Genomic DNA, 23,495 nt, shown 5'->3' on the forward strand with positions numbered 1-23,495 from the left:
TCTATTTATTAAAACGGAACATCGCTGTCGTCATCGTCATCATTTAAGTTACTTCCGAAGGCTTCATTAGCTGAAGGTAGATTACTAGTAATAAACGGATTATCATCATGATTCATTTTTGACGGCAAATCATCATAGCTACCCGAAAATTCGTCAAGATTATCAAATTTCCCTAAGTGTCCTAAGAATTTCAAACGAATATTTTCAATACCACCATTACGGTGTTTTGCGATCATAATTTCAGCCTGACCAGCAGTTGGCGAAGCCTCTTCATCATCCCATTCTTCAATTTTGTAATATTCTGGTCGGTATAAAAACGAAACGATATCGGCATCCTGCTCAATTGCTCCAGATTCACGAAGATCCGATAGTAAAGGACGTTTACTAGAACCACGTGTTTCTACAGCACGCGATAACTGAGAAAGTGCAATAACCGGAACGTTAAGTTCTTTTGCCAAAGCTTTTAAGTTTCTGGAAATTGTCGAAATTTCCTGCTCACGATTTCCTCCTCCTTTAGCATTTCCTCCTGCAGTCATCAACTGCAAATAATCTATAATGATAATTTTAATACCATGCTGCGAAGCTAAACGACGGCATTTTGCTCTTAAATCGAAAATAGAAAGTGAAGGCGTATCATCAATAAATAAAGGCGCTTTCTCTAAATCTTTTACTTTAGTACTCAACATTGTCCATTCATGAGCCTCTAATTTTCCTGTACGCAATTTTTCTGATGACAATCCTGTTTCAGAAGAAATAAGCCTTGTAATTAACTGAACAGAAGCCATCTCCAGAGAGAATAAAGCAACTCCATGTCCATACTGGATCGCAATATTTCTAGCCATAGAAAGTACAAACGCCGTCTTTCCCATCGCAGGTCTGGCCGCAATAATAATTAAATCACTCGGTTGCCATCCTGATGTTAGTTTATCCAGATTATGAAAACCAGTTTCTACACCACTTAATCCTTCTTTTTTAGAAATCTCTTCAATTTTCTTTTTAGCTTGTAAAACTAAACTCTGTGCGGTTTCAGAACTACGCTTGATATTTCCTTGTGTAACTTCGTATAATTTAGATTCAGCTTGATCCAATAAATCAAAAACATCCGCACTTTCATCATATGATGCTTCAATAATTTCTGAAGAAATTCTAATCAAACTTCTTTGAATAAATTTCTGAAGAATAATACGTGAGTGAAATTCAATATGCGCCGAAGAAGCAATTTTCTGCGTAAGCTGAATCAAATAAAAATCTCCGCCCGCCAAATCCAACTTTCCGTTTTTCTTTAACTGAGTCGAAACTGTTAAGATATCGATTGGCTGAGTTTCAGTAAAAAGTTGCAAAATTGCTTCAAAAATATGTTTGTGTGCGTCTTTGTAAAAAGCTTCTGCCTGCAAAATATCAATTACATCATCTACCCCTTTTTTATCAATCATCATTGCACCTAACACAGCCTCTTCCAAATCAAGAGCTTGCGGAGGTAATTTTCCTTTTTCTAAGTTGATAATTGTGGTTTTGTCGACCTTGACAGGGTTTAAGTTTTTGAAATTTTCCATATAGCGAAAGTAGCAAAATTTAAAAAAATTCTGCTATCTAGTTATAACTAATAATTGTTTATAAATAATCTTGATTTGTTCATAACCAAAAAAAAATCCGAAACGGTAAGGCTTCGGATTTTAAGTCTCTTTTTATGAATTTACTCTTTATACTCGCCCATATTACTGTATTTGTCCATTCTTTGGGCAATTAAGTCAGCTGTTGATAAGTCTTTCAATTCATTATATCCTTTAGTGATGTATTCAGCAACCGTTTTGAAAGTTGTTTCACGGTCGTAGTGTGCTCCTCCTAGTGGTTCTGGAATCACATCATCAACTAATTTTTGTTTTTTCATATCAGAAGAAGTCAGTTTTAAAGCTTCTGCTGCACGCTCTTTGTATTCCCAGCTTTTCCATAAAATAGAAGAGCAAGATTCTGGAGAAATTACAGAGTACCAAGTATTTTCTAACATATAAACTTTGTCTCCAACACCAATTCCTAAAGCTCCTCCAGAAGCACCTTCACCAATAATAACGGTAATAATAGGCACTTGTAAACGAACCATTTCGAAAATATTTCTAGCAATAGCTTCTCCTTGTCCTCTTTCCTCAGCTTCAAGTCCTGGATATGCACCCGGAGTATCTACTAAAGTTACAACAGGAACCCCAAATTTCTCTGCCATTTTCATCAAACGCAAAGCTTTACGGTATCCTTCTGGATTTGCCATACCAAAGTTACGGTATTGACGTGTTTTAGTATTAAAACCTTTTTGCTGACCGATAATCATAAACGATTGCCCGTTTATTTTACCTAAACCACCAACCATAGCTTTATCGTCTTTAAAACCTCTGTCTCCATGAAGTTCTAAGAAAGTATCTCCACAGATTGCTCTAATGTAATCTAAAGTATAAGGTCTATTTGGATGTCTTGACAATTGTACTCTCTGCCAAGCCGTAAGGTTTTTATATATTTCTTTTTTAGTCTCTACTAATTTTTTGTTGATTTCCTTGCACGTTGGCGTTACGTCAACGTCAGATTCTTTTCCAATAATAACGCACTTTTCTAACTGTTCTTCAAGTTCTTTAATTGGAAGCTCAAAATCTAAATATTCCATGGATTTTTGAATTTTGTTTGTAAATCGAACCGCAAATATAAAAATATTATATCATTGGCGAAGTTAATTGTTATTTAAAGTATAAAAATGCATTTTAATAATAAGGAAACTATTACAAGTTTTCTTTCTTATTCTGATAATGTTTAAAAACACCATTGAGAATAACTGTTATAATAATAATTACCGCGCCGATATAAAATTCGACACTCATTTTTTCTTTTCCTCCTAAGATAAAATAAGCCAAAACTATCCCGTAAACTGGCTCTAAATTAGTAGTTAACATTACGGTATAAGGCGTTAATCGCTGCATTACTTTTACCGAAGCAGTAAATGCATAAGCTGTACAAATTGAAGATAAAATCAATAATAAAATCCAGTTATTTAAAGACATTTGAAAGAAATCTGCCGTGAATTTCCCTTGAAATAAAAAATAAATCGTAATAAAGAAAACTCCCGCTCCAAACTCATAAAATGTAATAACTGAAGGTTCATGGTCTGAAATCAATTTTCCATTCATTAAAGTAAATAAAACTCCTAAAATGATCGCAGCCAAGGCATAATAAACACCTTCAAGATACTTTATTTCAACCTGAAGAATCAATCCTAAACCGGCAATTATTACAAGCCCAAATAGTACTTCATACCAAAGCACTTTTCTACCGTAAAATAATGGCTCTAGTAAAGACGCAAAAAACGCTCCTAATGAAAATATGGAAAGCGTAATAGAAACGTTGGAAACATGAATCGCTTTAAAAAAGAAAATCCAATGAAGCGCAATCAGCAATCCAACAAAAATCAGTTTAAAAAATTCTTTTATCGGAACCTGAAAAGACTGTTTTTTAAATGCAATAAATCCGCCTAGAAAAATCATGGCTATTAGCATTCTATACCAAACCAGATTATCGGCATCAATTGTAATTAAAGCGCCCAAAATGGCTGTAAAACCCCAGATAAAAACAATTAAGTGAAGATTTAAATAACTTTTTAAATTATCGTTTCGCATTACGTAATAAATAAACCGCTAATATTCCGAAAACAATATTCGGGAACCACACAGCTAATAAAGGTGAGAATGTAGATTTTTCGGCAAGTGTACCAAAGATTTTATCAAAGAATACAAATGAAAATGCGATTGCAATTCCGATGGCAAGGTTCATACCCATCCCACCACGGCGTTTCATAGAAGAAACTGAAACCGCAATAATCGTCAAAATAAATGCTGAAACTGGAATACTGTATTTTTTATAAAGAACAACCAAATAGGTATTGATGTTTCCTGAACCTCTTTTTCTTTCTTTTTCTATAAAATCAATTAATTTACCTAAAGTTAATGTCTCTGCAATATAAACAACAGGCGTTAAATCTGCTAATTCAAATTTAAAAGCCACATTTTTTTCTGGAGATTTTTCGATTATATCATTTAAGTCTCCAACAGTTCTTTTGGTATAATCGTATAAAACGTAAATCTTCTTTTTAGGATCCCATTTAATACGACTTGCAGTAATTTTATAAATCAGTTTCTCTTTTTCAAAATGTTCCAAAGAAAAATTGAACGCTGTTTTTGATTCTTCGTTAAAACTATTTACAAAAATAAAATCATGATCGTTAATCTGCCTAAAAACATTAGTGTTTTCACCACGCATGAGTTCTTTTCCGTTTCCTTTTAAATAAGTATACCTAAAATTATTATAACCTTCGCTCGCCGCGGGAACTATAAAAAATCCCATAAGCAATACAAAAATCGAAACAATGGTTGCTCCAATAATATAAGGACGCAAGAAACGCGTAAATGAAATTCCAGAACTTAAAATGGCAATAATCTCAGTATTATTGGCCAACTTTGATGTAAACCATATTACCGATAAAAACAAAAATATCGGAAACAGCGAATTAATAAAGTAAATCGTAAAGTTGTAATAATAGAAAGCAATATCACCAAACGGAATCTTGTTTTCAAGCATTTTATTTACTTTTTCCGAAACGTCAATAACGATTCCGATTGGAGCAAACAAAAGCAGCATGACAGAGAAAGTCCCTAGATATCTTTTTAAGATGTATTTATCTATTATTGTTAACATAGTAGAGTTTAATCGATTATTTGTTTAACCGTTTAACCGAATAAACGATTAAACAAATCAATATATTTTAAAGTCTTTGACTCATATTTTTAACCATCATTTCTTTCCATGGTCTAAAATCGCCAGCTAAGATATGTTTTCTAGCTTCACGAACCAACCACATGTAGAAACCAAGATTATGAATCGTTGCAATTTGCTTTCCTAAATATTCGTTGGCAGCAAACAAATGGCGCAAATATGCTTTTGAATATTCTGTATCTACAAAAGTATGCCCCATTTCATCGATTGGAGAAAAATCGGCTTCCCACTTTTTGTTCTTAATATTGATAGTTCCGTTTGCTGTAAATAGCATTCCGTTTCTTGCATTACGAGTTGGCATAACACAATCGAACATATCAATTCCTAATGCGATATTTTCTAAAATATTAATTGGAGTTCCAACACCCATTAAATAACGAGGTTTATCTTCTGGAAGAATCTCGCAAACCACTTCAGTCATGGCATACATTTCTTCTGCTGGTTCACCAACAGAAAGTCCGCCAATTGCATTTCCTTGCTGTCCTGAATTGGCAATATATTCAGCCGACTGACGACGCAAATCTTTGTAAGTACTTCCCTGAACAATCGGGAAAAACGTTTGTTCGTAACCATACTTATAAGGCACTTTTTCCAAATGATTGATACAACGATCTAACCAACGGTGCGTCATGTGCATAGAACGCTGTGCATATCTATAGTCACAAGGATAAGGCGTACACTCGTCAAAAGCCATAATGATATCAGCCCCAATTGTACGCTGAATTTCCATTACATTTTCTGGCGTAAAGAAATGGTAAGAACCATCAATATGCGATTTGAACTTTACTCCTTCTTCTTTAATTTTTCTATTTGACGAAAGAGAATACACCTGATATCCGCCAGAATCGGTCAAAATATTACGATCCCAGTTCATGAATTTGTGCAATCCACCCGCTTTTTCTAAAATCTCGGTCTGTGGACGTAAATATAAATGGTATGTATTTCCAAGAATAATATCCGGATTAATTTCTTCTTTAAGTTCACGCTGGTGAACTCCTTTTACAGAAGCAACAGTTCCAACAGGCATAAAAATAGGCGTTTCAATTACGCCGTGATCAGTAGTAATACTTCCCGCTCTTGCTTTAGACTGCGGATCTTTTTGTAATAAATCGAACTTCATTTGTTTCTTTTTTCAGTCGGCAAAGATAAGCTAATTTCAGGGAAATTTAATTAATTAGAAAATTTGTGAATTATAAAATTGAGTTAATTCAAAAAGAACATAAAACCTAAACTTCAGAAATTTTTAAATTTGAATAAAATCTATTAAAAATGAAATGTAGTGTCGTCAGATTGAACGAAGCTGATGTCCTTGCACAGCATATTCACAACAATAAAAGACAAAATGAACTTAGCTCAAAAACTCGGATATCCTGAAAACAGCAAACTATTAATCATTCACGCCGATGATGCTGGATTATCGCACTCAGAAAATCAGGCAACAATAAAAACACTCCAAAACGGTTTTGTTAATTCTTATAGCATAATGGTTCCTTGTCCGTGGTTTTTTGAAATGGCTAAATTTGCCAAGAACAATCCAAAGTACGACTGTGGAATTCATTTAACTCTTACTTGCGAATGGGAGAATTATAAATTTGGTCCGGTTCTTCCAGTCGCTGAAGTTTCAAGTTTAGTAGATCAAAATGGCTATTTTTATAAAACTAGACAAGATTTCAAAAACAACGCAAAACCATCTGAAATTAAAAGAGAGCTTACCGCACAAATCGAAAAAGCTTTACAATTTGGCATTCAGCCTACGCATCTCGACTCACATATGTGCAGTGTTGGCGTTACTCCCGAAATTTTAGAAATCTATAAAGAGTTAGGAAAAACATACAATTTACCTGTTTTTATCAATAAAGAGTTTATAGAATCTATTTCTTTATCTGATGAAAAATACAATTTTGCTGATGCACTTTTGGCAGACAAACTTTTAATTGGATACTATAATGACTTCGAAAAAGGAGAACTTAAAAAATCTTATGAAAAAGCTTTAGATAGTGTAGTTTCTGGATTAAATGTTTTCTTGCTTCATCCCGCGTTTGATGATTCTGAAATGCAAGGTATCACCATAAATCATCCAAATTTTGGTTCAGAATGGCGTCAAATAGATTTAGATTTTTTCACAAGTGATGAATGCAAAGCAAAACTAAAAGAGAATAATATTCAATTAGTCACTTGGCGAGAGATTGCTGCAATTAAATAATTTGTCAAATTAGAAAATGAGATAATTCATTTTATGCAAATATTATAACATACTTATTTTAAAAATATAAGCATTGAAATCATAGATTTCATAACTTTATAAGAGATAAGGTATCTGTTTAATATAATTTAATATTGGCATTATGATAAATTCAGAAGATAAAAACCCCGCAAAAGAAAATGAGATAGAAAGAAATCTGGAAAATCTAAATTATCCCGCAAATGAAGATATTTACAATCGTGAAGACAAATCAAAAGATGTAGATCCAGAAAACATTTCAACTGACCAAACCATTACTCAAAACGACAATGAATGGAAACAAAACAGCGATAAAATTGGAAATGATTTAGATATTCCTGGCGCTGAGCTAGACGACCAACAAGAAGAAATAGGCTCAGAAGACGAAGAAAACAACTATTATAGTGAAGGTGATACTGAATAAATAAACTTTTTTTCTTTAATCCGTACAAAAGTCTTGCAAAATGCAGGGCTTTTTTTTGCCCTTTATTATAAATTGTAAAAAACACACTTATAAAGAATTAAAAAGCAAAACTCACGTTATATTTTTTCCATAGTTTAAGAAAAATAGTAAAATTTAACAATTGCAATAGAACTAAAGCAAAAAATCATTTGTCTCCCCGCAAAATAACGATTACTTTTGCTCCAGTTTAACTTTTACATATAAAATGAAGCCTAACACACAACAATTAAGCGATTTAACGATCCAAGTAAGAAGAGATATTCTTAGAATGGTACATGCTGTAAACTCTGGACACCCAGGTGGTTCATTAGGTTGTACTGAATTTTTGGTAACATTGTATCAAAATATAATGGACCGCAAAGAAGGTTTTGATATGGACGGAATTGGAGAAGATTTATTTTTCCTTTCAAATGGACACATTTCTCCTGTCTTTTATAGCGTTCTAGCACGCAGTGGTTACTTTCCAGTTTCAGAATTAGCTACATTCAGATTATTAGATTCTCGTTTGCAAGGACACCCAACAACTCACGAAGGTTTACCTGGAGTTCGCATTGCGTCTGGTTCATTAGGACAAGGTTTATCTGTAGCTTTGGGAGCAGCTCAAGCTAAAAAATTAAACAAAGACAATCACATTGTATATAGTTTACACGGAGATGGTGAGCTGCAAGAAGGTCAAAACTGGGAAGCGATCATGTATGCTTCTGCTAAAAAAGTAGACAACATTATTGCAACAATCGATCTTAATGGAAAACAAATCGACGGAACAACTGACGAAGTTTTACCAATGGGAAGTATCCGCGCTAAATTCGAAGCTTTTGACTGGGATGTTTTAGAAATTAAAGAAGGAAACAACATCGATGCTATTATCGCTGGATTAACTGATGCTAAATCAAGAACTGGAAAAGGAAAACCAGTTTGCATCTTATTGCATACAGAAATGGGGAATGGTGTAGACTTTATGATGCACACTCATGCTTGGCACGGTAAGGCACCAAATAATGATCAATTAGCAAGTGCTTTAGCTCAAAACGTTTCTGCAGACCAAATCGACTATTAAATTAATTGATTGATGAAAAAGTATTTTGCATCTTTATTTTTTTTAATTCTGTTTCAAAATGTTTTTTCTCAAGAATATCATTTTGATTATTTTACCCTTTACAAATTCGACAGGGATTCTTTAAGTGGTAATGATAGTCAATTCGAATACAATTATTCTAATTCGAAAGACAGCACATATATCCTTAAAATAACCAAAATTAAAGATACTATATCAAGTGCCATATTGGTTGATCTAGCTAGAGGGAAAAATTTTATATACAAAGATGAGTCTCATAAAAACAAAATAAATGATATAAGTTTATTATCCAACTCCACTTCTTTTACTTACAATACTGATTATTGTAAATTGCAAAAAAATGGAAATTTCTATGAAGTTTTATATTCTTTGAAAGGCAATGTAAAAAACATCAACATCAAACAATTCAAAAACGATAGAAAAAAAGAACTAATTAATGAATCATTTTATGAAACTGCCCAATCTGAAATTTCAAAAAATCAACATTTTAATTTTAGAATCCTAACATATCCTCTGTGGTGTCAAAAATTTAGATTAAAAAATAATGAAGTTATCACTAGCTCTTACTTTATTGAAAAAGGCAAGAAAATGTATTTTCGAAAACTTTTAAAAATTGAAGAAATAGATTTTAGCTTAGACATTAAAAACAAAAATATTACAGCAAATTAAAGCTATGAAAAAATACGAAAATACAGGAAGTAAAGATACTCGTTCTGGTTTTGGAGCGGGAATGACTGAACTAGGTCAAAAAAACGAAAATGTTGTAGCATTATGTGCTGATTTAATTGGATCATTAAAATTTGATGATTTCAAGAAAAATCATCCAGAGCGTTTTTTCCAAATCGGAATTGCTGAAGCTAACATGATCGGAATCGCTGCAGGTTTAACAATTGGTGGAAAAATCCCTTTTACAGGAACTTTCGCCAACTTCTCTACAGGAAGAGTTTACGATCAGATTCGTCAATCTGTTGCTTACTCAGATAAAAATGTAAAAATCTGTGCTTCTCACGCTGGTTTAACTTTGGGAGAAGACGGAGCAACTCACCAAATCTTAGAAGATATTGGATTAATGAAAATGTTGCCAGGAATGACTGTAATCAACACTTGCGATTACAACCAAACTAAAGCTGCTACAATTGCATTAGCAGATCACCACGGCCCTGCTTACTTACGTTTCGGACGTCCAGTAGTAGCAAACTTCACTCCTGCTGATGAACCATTCGTAATTGGAAAAGCAATTTTATTAAACGAAGGAACTGATGTAACTATTATCGCAACAGGTCACTTAGTTTGGGAAGCTCTTATTGCTGCTGAAAAATTAGAAGAAAAAGGAATTTCTGCTGAAGTAATCAACATCCACACTATTAAACCTCTTGACGAAGAAGCTATCCTTAAATCTGTTGCTAAAACAAGATGTGTAGTTACTGCAGAAGAGCATAACTACCTTGGGGGTCTTGGAGAAAGTGTTTCTGGAGTATTGGCTTTAAACAATCCTACTCCGCAAGAATTTGTAGCTGTTAAAGACAGTTTCGGAGAATCTGGAACTCCAGAGCAATTAATGGAAAAATACAAATTAAACAATCAAGCAATTGTTGAAGCTGTAGAAAGAGTAATCAAAAGAAAGTAATCTTTAAACTTTCTTACTTTATAGAAAAACCTCGAAATTTAGATTTCGAGGTTTTTTATTGCCTTTTCTAAAAAAGAGTTTCACAAACTCATGCACTTTATTTTCTGCAGATGAATTATTCATTTTATAAAAAAGCCTCGAAATGCAAATTCCGAGGCTTCAATATTTTGTTATTTTTTAGTTCTTTTGATAAGGATACGTTTTATCAAGATGAATTCTTAATCGTCCAGGTTTCGTATAATCTTCTGGAACAAATTTAGCAGGATTTGTTATTGATTCAGGTTTTGTAGGATCAGTTAGACCTCCGCTTGGCCTGCTAGGAATTCCTCTTGGTTCTGTTTCATCAACATTTGGCGTAGTAGCATCATCCGTCATTGGATCCCAAGGATAATAGTTTCTTATTCCAAAATAGAAAGCATTTCCATCTAGTGTTCCCCAACCCACCTGATCGCTAGGTTTTGTAATTTCAAATCTAGTTGTATAACCATCTCCATCATCATCTTGATCTAAAAAGTCTGGAATACCATCACCATCACTATCGTCAGGATTTTTTGCCGGAGGGTTTGGATACAAAGTTGTATTTCTGTAATCACGCACATAACCGTCCCCATCTAGATCTTCCTGATAATCAAAAACACCATCAGGATTTAATATTAGTTCACCAACACTACTATATCCATTATTTTCATGATCCATTCTTCTAATATCATATAATTTGATAGTAAAAACCAATGGAGAATAAGCTGGAATTGAGCCCGATCCGCCAGCATAATACGCTAAACCTGAAGGAATAAATAAAACTCCAGCCCCAAAATCTTGATAATTAGCAGTTCCATCATCACCATAAGTAGTTGTGCCTGTTTTAAATTGAGGAAAAGCTTCACTCCAACCCATAATAGTTGTAAATAAATCCAAACTTACTCTCGGATACACTACTTGCTCAAAAAGTGTAGTTGTTACGTACGACGGGTCCTTAGCTGTTGCGTCTATACGCTTCATATATTCTCCTTTATAAGCCGTTACAACTCCATCTGTATTCATTGGAGCAGTACCGACACCCTCTCTTAAAACTAAATAATACATTTTATAAGTTATTCCATGCACATATTTGATTTCTCTCAAAAGTAGCTTTGGAAAGGTTGCGCTATTTAAATATGACATTATAGAAGGCTGCGCTGCTGGATCTGTTATTTTTGTAAAAGTAACATCCATATTTGGAGAAATTGTAATAGAGTAGGTCTTCAAATATTCTTCAATATCTGCATTATCAGTATTAAATTGTTCTTGATAATCCCTTAAAGGAACAATCACTGGATCATCATCATCTTTTTTATTACAAGAAACGATGGCAAGACCAGCAAGCAATAAAACAAAATAATATTTAAATTTATTCATTATTATCATTTTTTTAGGTGCGCAAGATACAATATTGATTTATTTTTGTAAAGAATTTAACTTGGAATTTAGAAAAATTATGAGAATAGATAAATACTTGTGGTGCGTTCGTTATTACAAGACCAGAAACATGGTTACTGAAGCTTGCAAAAAGAATCAGATCACTGTAAATGGGCAGATTGCAAAACCATCAAAAGAAGTTTTTCCTACAGACCGAATTACTTTTAGAAAAGATCAAATCACACAAATTATAACGGTTTTAGACATCCCTCAGAATCGCGTTGGAGCAAAATTGGTTGATATTTACCAAAAAAATGAAACTCCGCCAGAAGCTTATGCTCATTTAGAATTATTAAAACTGTCTAAAGAACATTATAGAAGAAGCGGTACCGGACGCCCAACTAAAAAAGACCGAAGAGATATTGATGATTACGGAGATGAAATTTACGATGACGAAGAAGAGGAAACTGAATAAATTCTAAATTTATCAAATTCCAAAATCTTATAAAAAAAACAGCAAATCAAATTCAAAACAATATAAAATCAAAAACCCAACATTGGAATTTTGATTTTATATATTGGATTTTAAATTAATTATCTTAGCAAAAAAAATATACCATGAGCAGCAATATTATCCTAACCCATCAGGAAATCGAACATAAAATAAAACGCATCGCTTACCAAATTTACGAAACCTTTGTGGACGAAGAGGAAGTTGTTATAGCTGGGATTGCTTCTAACGGATTTATTTTTGCCGAAAAAGTCGCTTCGGCACTCAGCAACATTTCCACCTTAAAGGTTTCTATCTGCGAAGTCAAAATAAACAAACAAAATCCGCAAGAAGCGATACACACTTCATTGACTCCTGAAGAATACAAAAACAAAGGATTAGTTCTTGTTGATGATGTATTAAACTCGGGCACTACATTAATATATGCTGTTCGTCATTTCTTAGACGTTCCGCTTAAAAAATTCAAAACAGCAGTGCTTGTTGATCGAAACCATAAAAAATACCCTGTAAAGGCCGATTTCAAAGGAATTTCGCTTTCAACTTCTTTATTAGAGCATGTTCAAGTAGTTTTCAATTCAGAAAACGGCGATCATGCTTCTTTAAGCTAATATCTCTAAAATATCCTGAACCGTTTCTTCGACAGATTTATCATCAACCGAAACTTTATGTTTTGCCTGATTGTAATAAAAACTTCTGTCGAATAAATGTTTCGCGATAAACTCTTTCATTTCTTCCTCACCCATATTTGCTATCAAAGGGCGTTTGCTTTTGTTATGCACCAATCTATTATATAAAGTATCAATTGATGCTTTTAAATATATAGATACAACATCATCTCCTTTTAATAATTCATGATTATTGGCATAACATGGAGTTCCTCCTCCTAATCCGATAATATTATTTTCAGAAGATTGCAGCAATTCAACAAACATTTCGTGTTCTAATTTTCGAAAATACACTTCTCCGTGCTTCTCAAAAATCTCATTTATGGATAAATTTGCTCTTTCCTCGATACATTTATCCAAATCTAAGAACGGAATATTTATAATTTTTGACAAATTTTGGGCAATTGTTGACTTTCCGCAACCCATGTAACCTAACAGTACAATTTTTTTCATATTAATAAAACCTTATAAACTAAGCAATTGGAGATTTTTCCAAAAAAAAGACAAATTTATGATAAAATAGCTTGGAAACTTCAAAAAAAACTCCTTATATTTGCACCCGCATTCAAGAAATTAAATGACTCGATAGCTCAGTCGGTAGAGCACATCACTTTTAATGATGGGGTCCTGGGTTCGAGCCCCAGTCGGGTCACAAATTTTGTGATTAACAAATTAAATTTCTTGAAAGCAATGACTCGATAGCTCAGTCGGTAGAGCACATCACTTTTAATGATGGGGTCCTGGGTTCGAGCCCCAGTCGGGTCACAAAGGTCGGGTAATTTATTTTACTCGACCTTTTTTCTTTTTAGGCCATGTGGAGAAACGGTAGACTCGCCATCTTGAGGGGGTGGTGCTCGCAAGGGCGTGAGGGTTCAAATCCCTCCATGGTCACAATTTAAAAAGCGCAAACCAACAAATACAAAGGTTTGCGCTTTTTTTATTCTTATACCTTCTCTCTTCTGCCCGACAATTTTATTTGCAACACACCAAAACAGACATAATATCTGACAAAAAGAAAATTTGCAGGATATTTTTTTATCTTTGAAAATCAGATTTTTTAATCTGCAGGACCTTATCTTTTAGCTCTTAGAAAACAAACACTCAATATGGAACAAAAAATACATCAAGGAAGAAACGTAAAACGTTTTAGAGAAATGCTTAATATAAAGCAGGAAGCATTGGCTTATGATTTAGGAGAAGACTGGAGCCAAAAGAAAATTTCATTGCTGGAGCAGAAAGATGTAATTGAGGAAAATCTTCTAAAACAAATTGCAACAATATTAAAAATCCCTGTAGAAGCATTTCAGAATTTTAACGAAGAACAGGCAATAAATATTATTTCTAGTACTTTTCACGATACTCAAGGTTTAATAAATTACAGCCCAACTTTTAACAACAATCCAATCGACAAAATAATTCAGCTACATGAAGAAAAAATAGCTTTATACGAGCGTATGTTGAGAGAAAAAGAGGAAATGATACAAAGACTTGAAAAGCTAATCAAATAAATAATTAAGAAAAATCATCGCTTCGAATTTCACATATACATTGTTGCAAAGAAAACACAATATCTATTTTACTGTAAAATAATGTTTTACAATTTTTCTTGAAATTAATTTAAAATTCCTTTCAAAAAAGAGCTAAAAAGCTAAAATAAGTCCTTATATTTGCACCCTCATTAAAGAAATGAAGACTCGATAGCTCAGTCGGTAGAGCACATCACTTTTAATGATGGGGTCCTGGGTTCGAGCCCCAGTCGGGTCACAAAAGGTCAAGTAAAATTTTACTTGACCTTTTTCTTTTTAAGAGATATTCAAATCTTAGAATAAACCTATAGAAAAACCTCCTTTACTATTCTATTACTTTTTCTTCATTTACTAAAAGAAAATCTCTTACAAAATAAAAACTTTCTTAAATTCGTTGGGAAATAATTAATCACTAATCCCAAATTAGTTTTATGAAAAACCTACTATTAGCATCACTTATCATGATGTCTTGCTCAATCTGGGCACAATCTGCAACTGGCTATTTTGACAAAGCCATAAAAAAAGCTGAAGCTGGTAACACCAAAGGCGCAATTGCCGATTACACGAAAGCCATTAGCATGAATTCTAAATTTGTCGAAGCTTACCAAAATCGCGGCGTTGCAAAATTCAAACTAAACGACTTAAAAGGAGCTCAAGCCGATTTCAGCAAAACAATCGAACTAGACAACATGAATGCAGACGCTTTTACTGGAAGAGCCAATGTTAACTACAAATTGCAAAACTACCAAGGAACTATTGATGATTGCACCGCTTCTTTAGGATTAAACCCAAAAGATTATATTGCCTACAATTTAAGAGGCTTGGCGTATAACAAAATCGGCGACAAGAAAAACTCATGCAAAGATTTCAGCAAAGCAATTGAGCTTGGAAGCCAGAGCGCAATAAAAAACAAAGCTACTTTTTGTAAATAACAACAACCAAAAAAACTAAAAAGCGGTCTGCATATCAAAAATATGCAGACCGTTCTTTTTTACCAAAGTAATATATTTCTTAAAAATTATATACCTGATTTTAGGTAAAAAATATATTTTAAATACGTAAACCTCTAATTCTCTATCTTTTTAATGTAGTTTTAAGGTTGTATATAAGATTTTATTTTACATTTGTTGACCTAATTTCGAAAAATGATAAACAACATTAAAACTGTTTTCAGCATTAAAGATCTTGAGAACTTATCTGGAATTAAAGCACACACTATACGCATCTGGGAAAAGAGATACAATATTCTTGAACCTATGCGAACCGATACTAATATTAGATTTTACAATCTTCAGAATCTGCAGAAACTTTTAAACATTACGTTACTGCACGAATACGGCTATAAGATTTCTAAAATTGCAACATATCCTGAAGAAAAGATACCTCAACTGGTACGCGAAATAATTTCGAAGAAAAATTCTCAAAACTATGCCATTACTTCTTTTAAAATGGCGATGATGAACTTTGATCAGGAATTATTCTTTAACACATTCGATTGGCTTATTACCGAAAAAACATTTAAAGAAGTTTTTAAAGAACATTTTTTACCTCTTTTAAAAGAGCTGGGATTATTATGGCAGTCTGAAACTATCACACCTGCAAATGAACATTTTATGAGTCATTTGATCAAGCAGAAAATATTGATTTACACAGAAAGCCTTCAGATTAGAAAGCCAGTTAAAACCGATCGTATTTTTGTTTTATCACTTCCGTTAAACGAAATTCACCAGATCGGATTATTGTACTTGCAATACGAAATCCTTGATAAAGGTTACAAAACAATTTATCTTGGAGAAAGCATGCCAATTGAAAACCTACAAGATTTAACCAAACACTTTGAGAATATTACGTTTATTTCTTTTATGACTGTTCAGCCAGATCGAAGCGTAATTAATCAATATGTTAAATCTATGGGACAGAAATTATTGCAAGAAAACAATGAAATCTGGCTTATGGGTAAAATGGTAGAACATATAGACCAGAAAGTCCTTACCGACAGAATCCGCATTTTTGATTCGATGGAAGAAACTATTAACATGCTTTAATTTATTTTTGTTTAAGTTTTTCTTATATTTGTTAAACAAATGAGAAAAACGATTCAGATAATAGGCTCAGGCTTCTCTTCTTTAGCAGCCGCATGTTACCTTGCCCAACAAGGAAACAACGTTACTATTTACGAAAAAAACAATACAATTGGCGGTCGTGCAAGACAGTTTAAAGAAAATGGTTTTACTTTTGATATGGGACCAAGCTGGTATTGGATGCCAGATGTTTTTGAACGCTTTTTTCAAGATTTCAACAAAAAGCCTTCTGATTATTATGAACTCATAAAATTGAATCCTGCCTATAGGGTTTATTTCGGAATCGGTGACTTTATCAGTATTTATGATAATTTAGAAGAAATAAAACACACTTTTGAAACCATAGAAAAAGGAAGCGGTGAAAAACTGCAAGGCTTTATCGATCAAGCTAAAAGCAATTATGACATTGCAATTAAAAATTTGGTTTATCGTCCAGGAATTTCTCCGCTCGAATTAATTACAAAAGAAACTGCATTAAAACTTGATCAATTCTTTAAGAACGTTAGCGCCGACATTCGGAAAAACTTCAAGAATGAAAGATTAATTCAGATTTTAGAGTTTCCGGTTTTATTTCTTGGAGCAAAACCATCCAAAACGCCTTCATTTTATAATTTCATGAATTACGCCGATTTTGGTCTTGGAACTTGGCATCCAAAAACAGGCATGTTTGACGTGATTCGTGGAATCGAAAAACTAGCTCTAGAACTTGGCGTGACAATTAAAACTAATTCGTCAATTGAAAAAATTCTTGTTGAGAATAAAATCGCAACGGGTATTGTAATTAAAGGAAAAACTATAAAAGCAGATATTGTTTTAAGCGGAGCAGATTATCAGCATTCTGAAACTTTACTAGAAAAAGAACACAGAATGTATTCTAAAAAATATTGGGAGAACAGAGTTTTTGCACCTTCTTCTCTCCTATTTTTTGTTGGCTTTGATAAAAAAATAGAAAATATTTCGCATCACGCTTTGTTTTTTTGATGTCGATTTCAATCAGCACGCGGCGTGTATTTATGATCAGCCAAAGTGGCCAGAAGCACCTTTATTCTATGCCAACTTTCCGTCTAAAACAGACAAAACTGCAGCACCAGACGGAATGGAATCTGGTTTTTTCTTGATTCCGCTTGCGCCCGGAATTGAAGATACTGAAGAACTGAGAGAAGAATATTTCGAAAAAATCATTTCTCGTTTTGAAAATCTTACCCAGCAAAAAATTAAAAATAACATTATCTTTAAGAGATCATTCTGTAAAAACGACTTTGTAACCGACTATAACGCTTACAAAGGAAATGCCTACGGAATGGCCAACACTTTATTGCAAACGGCTTTTTTAAGACCTAAATTAAAAAGCAAAAAAGTCAGGAATCTATATTTTACAGGACAATTAACCGTTCCTGGTCCAGGTGTTCCACCTGCTTTAATTTCAGGAAAACTCGCAGCTGAATTAATTCAAAAATCTTTTAGATCTTAAAAAATGAAATCACTATTCGACGCCGTTTCTTTCAAATGCAGCAAATTGGTCACTAAAAATTACAGCACTTCATTTTCTCTTGCTGTCAAAATGCTTTCGCCGAGTATTCGCGATGCCATTTACAGCATTTACGGTTTTGTTCGTTTTGCTGATGAAATCGTAGATTCATTTCATGGCTACGAGAAAGAATACTTAATTGAAGATTTTGAAAAGGAATATTACAAAGCGATGCAATTAGGAATTAGTTTAAATCCTATTTTAAATTCGTTTCAGCAGACTGTAAAAGAATATAATATTACAGACGACTTGGTTCAAGCTTTTCTAAAAAGCATGAAAATGGATCTCATAAAATCAAATTATCAGACTCAAACCGAATATATCGATTACATTTATGGCTCTGCAGATGTTGTAGGCTTAATGTGCTTGAAAGTTTTTGTTTCTGGAAAAGAGCATAAATATGAGCAGTTAAAAGACGAAGCTATGCGATTAGGATCGGCTTTTCAGAAAGTAAACTTTCTAAGGGATTTAAGAGACGACAATACCATTCTAAATCGATCTTATTTTCCTGGTGTAAATCTGAATAATTTTAATGAAGAGGCGAAAAATGAGATTATTAAAGAAATTGAGGAAGATTTTAGAATTGCCTATCAAGGAATCGTAAAACTGCCAATCGAAGCTAAATTTGGGGTTTATACCGCTTATGTGTATTACAAAAAACTGCTGACTAAGCTTAAAAACACACCTTATTACGAAATTGGAAATTCCAGAATTCGAGTTTCCAATTACACAAAAGCGGGACTTTTGGCGCAGTCTTTTGTTACTTACAAATTGAAGTTGGTATAATTCAACGTATCGTTTTGTCATTCCGAGGAACGAGGAATCGCATTAGAGGCTCCATAATTTTTGTCGAATAACTAGTGAGATTCCTCGTTCCTCGGAATGACAAAATTAAGCAAAACCTTTTGAGTCAACATTTTATAATCTAAAGCTAAACTCAAAAACAATAAAACGATAATTTTAAAACATCAACATTAAAAAAATGATCTCTTTTTTAATCTTTTTAGGCGTTTTTCTATTTATGGAATGTGTTACTTGGCTAACGCACAAATATGTAATGCATGGTTTTATGTGGTATTTTCATGCCGATCATCATCAGCCGAAATACGAAAACACTTTTGAGCGCAATGATATTTTCTTTGTCATTTTTGCGACTCCAAGTATTATCCTATTTTATTTTGGCGTTGAAGGAGGATTCAATTATATGTTTTTCATTGCCTGCGGAATCACACTTTATGGAGTCTGCTATTTTCTAATTCACGATGTTTTAATCCATCAACGTTTTAAATGGTTTAAAAACACTAAAAACAAATACCTCATCGGACTTAGAAAGGCTCATAAAATACATCACAAACATCTTAACAAAGAAAAAGGAGAATGTTTCGGAATGCTGTTTGTGCCATTTAAATATTATAAAATGTAATATTCTTTGGTTATTTTCAAGAAAGATTTACGATTATGAAATTATATAAAATAGTTACCGTACAACATATAAATGCAAGTGTAGAAAAATGTTGGGATTTTTTCTCAAGCCCAAAAAACCTGCAAACTATTACGCTCGACAACATGAATTTTCAAATTCAAGATTACGACGGCAAACGCATGTATCACGGGCAAATTATCACTTACACTTTAAAACCTCTTTTTGGAATCAAAATGTCTTGGGTTACCGAAATTACAGCTTGCCAAGAAAACGAGTATTTTGTAGACATTCAGCAATTCGGGCCTTATAAACTTTGGCATCATAAACATTTCTTTGAACCAACACCAGATGGCGGAACCAAAATGACCGATATTGTTCATTATGCTTTGCCGTTTGGAATTCTCGGCAGAATTATGAATAAGTTAGTCGTAAAAAACAAACTCAAAAGTATTTTCGATTATAGATTTAATAAAATCGAAGAATTGTTTAATTCTAAAAGATAAAACGCAGATTTTTGAATCTCGCAAAGACGCTAAGTCGCAAAGCAATTCTTTTTTAAGTCTTTAGTAAATAAAAAATTGCGACTTAACGCCTTTGCGAGCTATTCGATGCCAAACAAAAAACTTTAAAATTACTTTAGTAAGACAAAACAATGACAAAACAAAAAGTTACTTTATTCTGGTTTAGACGCGATTTGCGTTTAGAAGACAGCACGGGATTATTTCATGCTTTGCAATCGGATTTTCCTGTTGTTCCTCTTTTTATTTTTGATGATGATATTCTAGAACATCTTCCAAAAAATGACGCCAGAGTAACTTTTATTTATGATTCACTTGAAAAGATAAATTCAGAATTAAAAAAACTTGATTCTTCAATCTTAATAAAAAAAGGAAAAACAAAAGACATTTGGAAATCACTTATAAAGGAATTTGATATTCAAACCGTATTTGTCAACAAAGATTATGAACCTTTTGCCATCAAACGTGACACAGCAATAACTGCTTTACTAAAAGAAAATAATATTGAAACTTTCTTTTATAAAGATCATGTCATTTTTGAAGAAAAAGAAATTACAAAAGCAGATGGAAATCCGTATACGGTTTACACTCCATACAAAAACAAATGGCTCGAAAAATATCATTTTTTAGGATCAGCTCCAGAATATGATTCCGTTTCCTTCCAATCCAATTTTGCTAAAAGCAAATTTAAGTTTCCTGACTTGGCCGAAATTGGTTTTGAAAGAAGTTCCATAAAAGTACAGCCTCACAATTTAACTCAAATCGCCAATTATAAAGAAACCAGAGATTTTCCAGCTTTAGACAGCACTTCTTATCTTTCTCCCCATTTACGTTTCGGCACTGTTAGTATTCGAAAATTGGTAAACTGGGCAAACAGAAAAAATCAGACCTTTTTGAGCGAATTAATCTGGAGAGAATTTTTTATTCAGATTCTGTTTAGTTTTCCGAATTGCGTCAATCATAATTTCAAGTCTAATTACGATGGCATTCAATGGCGTAATAACGAAGAGGATTTTAAACGCTGGTGTTCCGGAACAACTGGATATCCAATGGTCGATGCCGGAATGCGTCAGTTAAACGAAACGGGATACATGCACAATCGTGTTCGAATGGTTGTGGCTAGCTTTCTTTGCAAACATTTGCTCATCAACTGGCAATGGGGCGAAGCTTATTTTGCCGAAAAACTGTTAGATTTTGAACTGGCTTCAAACGTAGGAAACTGGCAATGGGCAGCGGGAACAGGTTGTGACGCCGCACCATACTTTAGGGTTTTTAATCCCGAAATCCAGCAAAAAAAGTTTGATCCAAAAGGAGAATACATTCGTAAATGGATTGCTGAATTTGATCTCGGCTATAACGAACCAATGGTTGATCATGCTTTTGCGAGAGATCGGGCGATTGCAACTTACAAGGCTGGAATTTTGAAATAAGTTTTATTTTGCTTCACGCAGATTTTGCAGATTAAGCAGATTTATACTCATTTTGTCATCCTGAGGAACGAAGGATCACACAAGAAACTCTCCAACCTTTGTCGATATACAAGTGTGATCCTTCGTTCCTCAGGATGACAAATTAAACAAAAAAACCTTTGTCAAAGTTTTGAACTTTGACAAAGGTCTATGTATTAAATTGAAATTTAGATTTTTAAAAATTGGAATTTCTAAACTTCTAGTACTTCAAATAATTATCAACTACAATTTTAGCTTTCAAATCGAACATTAAATTATACAGACCAAAGAAAGTACGGTTCATATAAATAAAATGCTTAGAACCGCGATTTCCATTCATTTTTTTCAAGTTGGTATCTTCTGAGAATCGTTTTCCTAATTGTGCGATTGCATTAAAAAATTCTTCATCAGCAAAATCAAAAGTTTCGTTTTGGAAAGGTTTGGTAAATAGCGACAGCAAATCATGAAACATTTCGGTAAAATATTCTATTTCTGCTGGTGTATCATCCTGGCGAAGAATTTCCAATTCAAATAATTTTTGGTTGAACAATTTTTCGTCTGTAATGACATTTTTATTGATAAGCTCAAAATATGGTGTGTAAAAATCCTCCGAAATTTGTTTCATACAGCCAAAATCTAAAGCGATTAATTGGTTTTTATCATCAACCAAGAAATTTCCAGGGTGTGGATCTGCGTGCACTTTTCTTAAAACATGAATTTGGTACATATAAAAATCCCAAAGTGCTTGACCTAATTTATCACCCGCTTCTTGATCTTTATTTATAGCTGTAAATTCAGACAGATGAATTCCCGTCATCCAATCCATTGTGATGATTTTCTCTGATGAAAACTCTGGATAATAATTCGGAAACGTAATATTTTCGATTTTACTGCAAGCATCAACAACTTCTTGACTTTGTTTCAATTCTAGCAAATAGTTGGTTTCTTCAATCAGTTTATCTTCTACCTCTTTGAAATATTTGTCAGAATCTTTTCCCTGCAGGTTAAACATTCTTATCGCAATTGGTTTTACCAAAGCCAAATCTGACGAAATACTATTGGCAACACCTGGATATTGAATTTTAACCGCTAGTTTTTTATCGCCTTTTTTTGCCAAATGCACTTGACCAATACTTGCCGCGTTTACCGAATTTGGATTGAATTCATCAAAAATCTCATAAGGCGTTTTCCCAAAATTACTTTTAAAAGTTTTTAGAACTAATGGAGCAGAAAGTGGCGGAACAGAAAATTGTGACAACGAAAACTTTTCTACATAAGCCTGCGGCAGAAAATTCTTGTCCATACTCAGCATTTGAGCTACTTTAAGCGCGCTTCCTTTTAAGCTTTTTAATCCGTCATAAATATCTTCGGCATTGTTCTCGTTTAATTTATCACGGCTCAAATCTGGATTTACTATTTTCTCAGCATAATGTTTAACATAGTTTACACCGATCTTAGCTCCAGTCTGAACCAATTTTCCTGCTCTTTCTATTTTAGAGGTCGGAATATAGTCGATCGTTTTCATTATCTGCTGTATACTTTTTCTTTAAACAAAAATTTTCCAAAATCTATCAGATGATTCATTGGTGCCACATTCATCAACTCAAATGAAGCATTAACTGATTTCTCAATAAAAATATCAGTTTTCTCAAAAGCTGGAGATTCGTCTTCCATCCAGAATTTGATTGTCATCATTAATTGCACCCATGAAGATTCTTGAATGGCTTTTTCCTGAAATTTTTGAAATCTCTCTTGTTCTAATCTGTAATCGTCTGTTAGGATTTCAGAAACATATTCTTTAAAGCTATTTCGAAGTGTAGTTAGCTGCACTAAATTTTTGATTGGGTTTCTATCTATTTTAAGCGATTGCAAAACATAGCTTCTATTGGCCGTAAGGATTTCGAAGAAAGTAAAGTAAAAACTCAGCATTTTATTTTTCATATCATATCCCTGATATTCTTCATTTTTGTGAAGAAGATTGACTGTGTTTTCAAAAAACAATCGGAATATTTCTTTTTCTAAACCTTCCAGTGTTCCAAAAAAAGCATAAAACTCGGCTTCTGTAAAATCATTTTCTTTGGCAAAATGATAAACCGATTTTGGTTTTTGACCTTTTTCTAGAACCTCTTCCATATATTTTGAAACGATATCATCTTTGGTAATTACCTTTTTTTTAGTCGCCATTTTATTAAAATTTAGAATTTGCCATAA

23 protein-coding genes, 4 tRNA genes and 1 pseudogene are annotated in these 23,495 nt (G+C 33.2%); 19 read left to right on the top strand and 9 right to left on the bottom strand.

Annotated features, from left to right (window positions below; translation table 11 throughout):
- Positions 1 to 8: 8 nt before the first annotated feature.
- The 5 genes from dnaB to tgt form a co-directional block, all read right to left on the bottom strand.
- The gene (gene dnaB, locus ABXT06_RS12630; protein ID WP_354591073.1) at positions 9 to 1,553 is read right to left on the bottom strand and encodes a replicative DNA helicase; all 1,545 of its coding nucleotides are present in this window, start codon (positions 1,551 to 1,553) and stop codon (positions 9 to 11) included.
- Positions 1,554 to 1,693: 140 nt separating this feature from the next.
- On the bottom strand, positions 1,694 to 2,647 hold the full coding sequence (locus ABXT06_RS12635; RefSeq protein WP_354591074.1) for an acetyl-CoA carboxylase carboxyltransferase subunit alpha: 954 nt from the start codon (positions 2,645 to 2,647) through the stop codon (positions 1,694 to 1,696).
- Between the two features lie 112 nt (positions 2,648 to 2,759).
- Complete coding sequence (locus ABXT06_RS12640) at positions 2,760 to 3,650, bottom strand: DMT family transporter (protein WP_354591075.1); 891 nt, start codon at positions 3,648 to 3,650, stop codon at positions 2,760 to 2,762.
- Positions 3,637 to 4,725, bottom strand: a complete 1,089-nt coding sequence (locus ABXT06_RS12645) for an LptF/LptG family permease (protein WP_354591076.1) — start codon at positions 4,723 to 4,725, stop codon at positions 3,637 to 3,639. The genes ABXT06_RS12640 and ABXT06_RS12645 overlap by 14 nt, the downstream gene beginning before the upstream one ends.
- Positions 4,726 to 4,792: 67 nt before the next feature.
- Complete coding sequence (tgt, locus tag ABXT06_RS12650; protein WP_091497473.1) at positions 4,793 to 5,923, bottom strand: tRNA guanosine(34) transglycosylase Tgt; 1,131 nt, start codon at positions 5,921 to 5,923, stop codon at positions 4,793 to 4,795.
- A gap of 222 nt (positions 5,924 to 6,145) precedes the next feature.
- Between tgt and ABXT06_RS12655 the strand changes: the two genes are divergently transcribed.
- From ABXT06_RS12655 to ABXT06_RS12675, 5 genes are all read left to right on the top strand, one after another.
- Positions 6,146 to 7,006 carry a polysaccharide deacetylase family protein gene (locus ABXT06_RS12655; protein WP_354591077.1) on the top strand — a complete coding sequence of 287 codons (861 nt, stop codon included), beginning with the start codon at positions 6,146 to 6,148 and terminating at the stop codon, positions 7,004 to 7,006.
- A 142-nt stretch (positions 7,007 to 7,148) separates the two neighbouring features.
- Entirely contained in the window at positions 7,149 to 7,448 is a 300-nt protein-coding gene (locus tag ABXT06_RS12660; protein WP_354591078.1) for a hypothetical protein, read from the top strand.
- A 244-nt stretch (positions 7,449 to 7,692) separates the two neighbouring features.
- Complete coding sequence (locus ABXT06_RS12665; protein WP_354591079.1) at positions 7,693 to 8,544, top strand: transketolase; 852 nt, start codon at positions 7,693 to 7,695, stop codon at positions 8,542 to 8,544.
- Between the two features lie 12 nt (positions 8,545 to 8,556).
- A complete protein-coding gene (locus ABXT06_RS12670; protein WP_354591080.1) occupies positions 8,557 to 9,231 on the top strand; it encodes a hypothetical protein in 675 nt (224 codons plus the stop codon).
- 4 nt (positions 9,232 to 9,235) lie between these two features.
- Positions 9,236 to 10,189 carry a transketolase family protein gene (locus ABXT06_RS12675; RefSeq protein WP_177212309.1) on the top strand — a complete coding sequence of 318 codons (954 nt, stop codon included), beginning with the start codon at positions 9,236 to 9,238 and terminating at the stop codon, positions 10,187 to 10,189.
- A 177-nt stretch (positions 10,190 to 10,366) separates the two neighbouring features.
- On the opposite strand, the gene bamM is transcribed toward ABXT06_RS12675, so the two are convergent.
- Entirely contained in the window at positions 10,367 to 11,584 is a 1,218-nt protein-coding gene (gene bamM, locus ABXT06_RS12680) for a BamM family beta-barrel-assembly machinery protein (protein WP_354591081.1), read from the bottom strand.
- Positions 11,585 to 11,663: 79 nt separating this feature from the next.
- Here bamM and ABXT06_RS12685 point away from each other — a divergent pair, with 79 nt between their 5' ends.
- Complete coding sequence (locus ABXT06_RS12685) at positions 11,664 to 12,059, top strand: RNA-binding S4 domain-containing protein (RefSeq protein WP_354591082.1); 396 nt, start codon at positions 11,664 to 11,666, stop codon at positions 12,057 to 12,059.
- Positions 12,060 to 12,202: 143 nt separating this feature from the next.
- On the top strand, positions 12,203 to 12,703 hold the full coding sequence (locus ABXT06_RS12690; protein ID WP_354591083.1) for a phosphoribosyltransferase domain-containing protein: 501 nt from the start codon (positions 12,203 to 12,205) through the stop codon (positions 12,701 to 12,703).
- Here ABXT06_RS12690 and ABXT06_RS12695 read toward each other — a convergent pair.
- Complete coding sequence (locus ABXT06_RS12695) at positions 12,695 to 13,213, bottom strand: shikimate kinase (RefSeq protein WP_354591084.1); 519 nt, start codon at positions 13,211 to 13,213, stop codon at positions 12,695 to 12,697. The genes ABXT06_RS12690 and ABXT06_RS12695 overlap by 9 nt on opposite strands.
- Positions 13,214 to 13,339: 126 nt before the next feature.
- Here ABXT06_RS12695 and ABXT06_RS12700 point away from each other — a divergent pair.
- The 12 genes and pseudogenes from ABXT06_RS12700 to ABXT06_RS12755 all read left to right on the top strand — a co-directional run bounded on the left by ABXT06_RS12700 (position 13,340) and on the right by ABXT06_RS12755 (position 21,266).
- Positions 13,340 to 13,412: transfer RNA gene (locus ABXT06_RS12700), tRNA-Lys, on the top strand.
- Positions 13,413 to 13,452: 40 nt separating this feature from the next.
- Positions 13,453 to 13,525 (top strand) — tRNA-Lys (locus ABXT06_RS12705).
- A 43-nt stretch (positions 13,526 to 13,568) separates the two neighbouring features.
- A tRNA-Leu gene (locus ABXT06_RS12710) sits at positions 13,569 to 13,651 on the top strand.
- A gap of 215 nt (positions 13,652 to 13,866) precedes the next feature.
- A complete protein-coding gene (locus tag ABXT06_RS12715; protein WP_354591085.1) occupies positions 13,867 to 14,268 on the top strand; it encodes a helix-turn-helix domain-containing protein in 402 nt (133 codons plus the stop codon).
- 183 nt (positions 14,269 to 14,451) lie between these two features.
- Positions 14,452 to 14,524, top strand: a tRNA-Lys gene (locus tag ABXT06_RS12720).
- A 193-nt stretch (positions 14,525 to 14,717) separates the two neighbouring features.
- Positions 14,718 to 15,218, top strand: a complete 501-nt coding sequence (locus ABXT06_RS12725) for a tetratricopeptide repeat protein (RefSeq protein WP_354591086.1) — start codon at positions 14,718 to 14,720, stop codon at positions 15,216 to 15,218.
- Positions 15,219 to 15,431: 213 nt separating this feature from the next.
- Complete coding sequence (locus tag ABXT06_RS12730; protein WP_354591087.1) at positions 15,432 to 16,331, top strand: MerR family transcriptional regulator; 900 nt, start codon at positions 15,432 to 15,434, stop codon at positions 16,329 to 16,331.
- A gap of 39 nt (positions 16,332 to 16,370) precedes the next feature.
- A pseudogene (gene crtID, locus ABXT06_RS12735) lies at positions 16,371 to 17,838 on the top strand (bifunctional phytoene desaturase/3,4-desaturase).
- A gap of 3 nt (positions 17,839 to 17,841) precedes the next feature.
- Positions 17,842 to 18,681, top strand: a complete 840-nt coding sequence (locus tag ABXT06_RS12740) for a phytoene/squalene synthase family protein (RefSeq protein WP_354591088.1) — start codon at positions 17,842 to 17,844, stop codon at positions 18,679 to 18,681.
- Positions 18,682 to 18,877: 196 nt separating this feature from the next.
- On the top strand, positions 18,878 to 19,318 hold the full coding sequence (locus ABXT06_RS12745) for a sterol desaturase family protein (RefSeq protein WP_354591089.1): 441 nt from the start codon (positions 18,878 to 18,880) through the stop codon (positions 19,316 to 19,318).
- A 35-nt stretch (positions 19,319 to 19,353) separates the two neighbouring features.
- A complete protein-coding gene (locus ABXT06_RS12750) occupies positions 19,354 to 19,821 on the top strand; it encodes an SRPBCC family protein (protein WP_354591090.1) in 468 nt (155 codons plus the stop codon).
- A gap of 149 nt (positions 19,822 to 19,970) precedes the next feature.
- A complete protein-coding gene (locus tag ABXT06_RS12755; RefSeq protein ID WP_354591091.1) occupies positions 19,971 to 21,266 on the top strand; it encodes a cryptochrome/photolyase family protein in 1,296 nt (431 codons plus the stop codon).
- 238 nt (positions 21,267 to 21,504) lie between these two features.
- Here the strand turns inward: ABXT06_RS12755 and ABXT06_RS12760 are convergent, their stop codons facing one another.
- Both ABXT06_RS12760 and ABXT06_RS12765 read right to left on the bottom strand, forming a co-directional pair.
- Positions 21,505 to 22,809 carry an ABC1 kinase family protein gene (locus ABXT06_RS12760; protein WP_354591092.1) on the bottom strand — a complete coding sequence of 435 codons (1,305 nt, stop codon included), beginning with the start codon at positions 22,807 to 22,809 and terminating at the stop codon, positions 21,505 to 21,507.
- A complete protein-coding gene (locus ABXT06_RS12765; RefSeq protein WP_354591093.1) occupies positions 22,809 to 23,468 on the bottom strand; it encodes a TetR family transcriptional regulator C-terminal domain-containing protein in 660 nt (219 codons plus the stop codon). Before ABXT06_RS12765 ends, ABXT06_RS12760 begins: the two co-directional genes overlap by 1 nt.
- Positions 23,469 to 23,495: the final 27 nt, after the last annotated feature.

It is taken from the genome of Flavobacterium sp. UW10123, assembly GCF_040538975.1.
Classification (GTDB): domain Bacteria; phylum Bacteroidota; class Bacteroidia; order Flavobacteriales; family Flavobacteriaceae; genus Flavobacterium.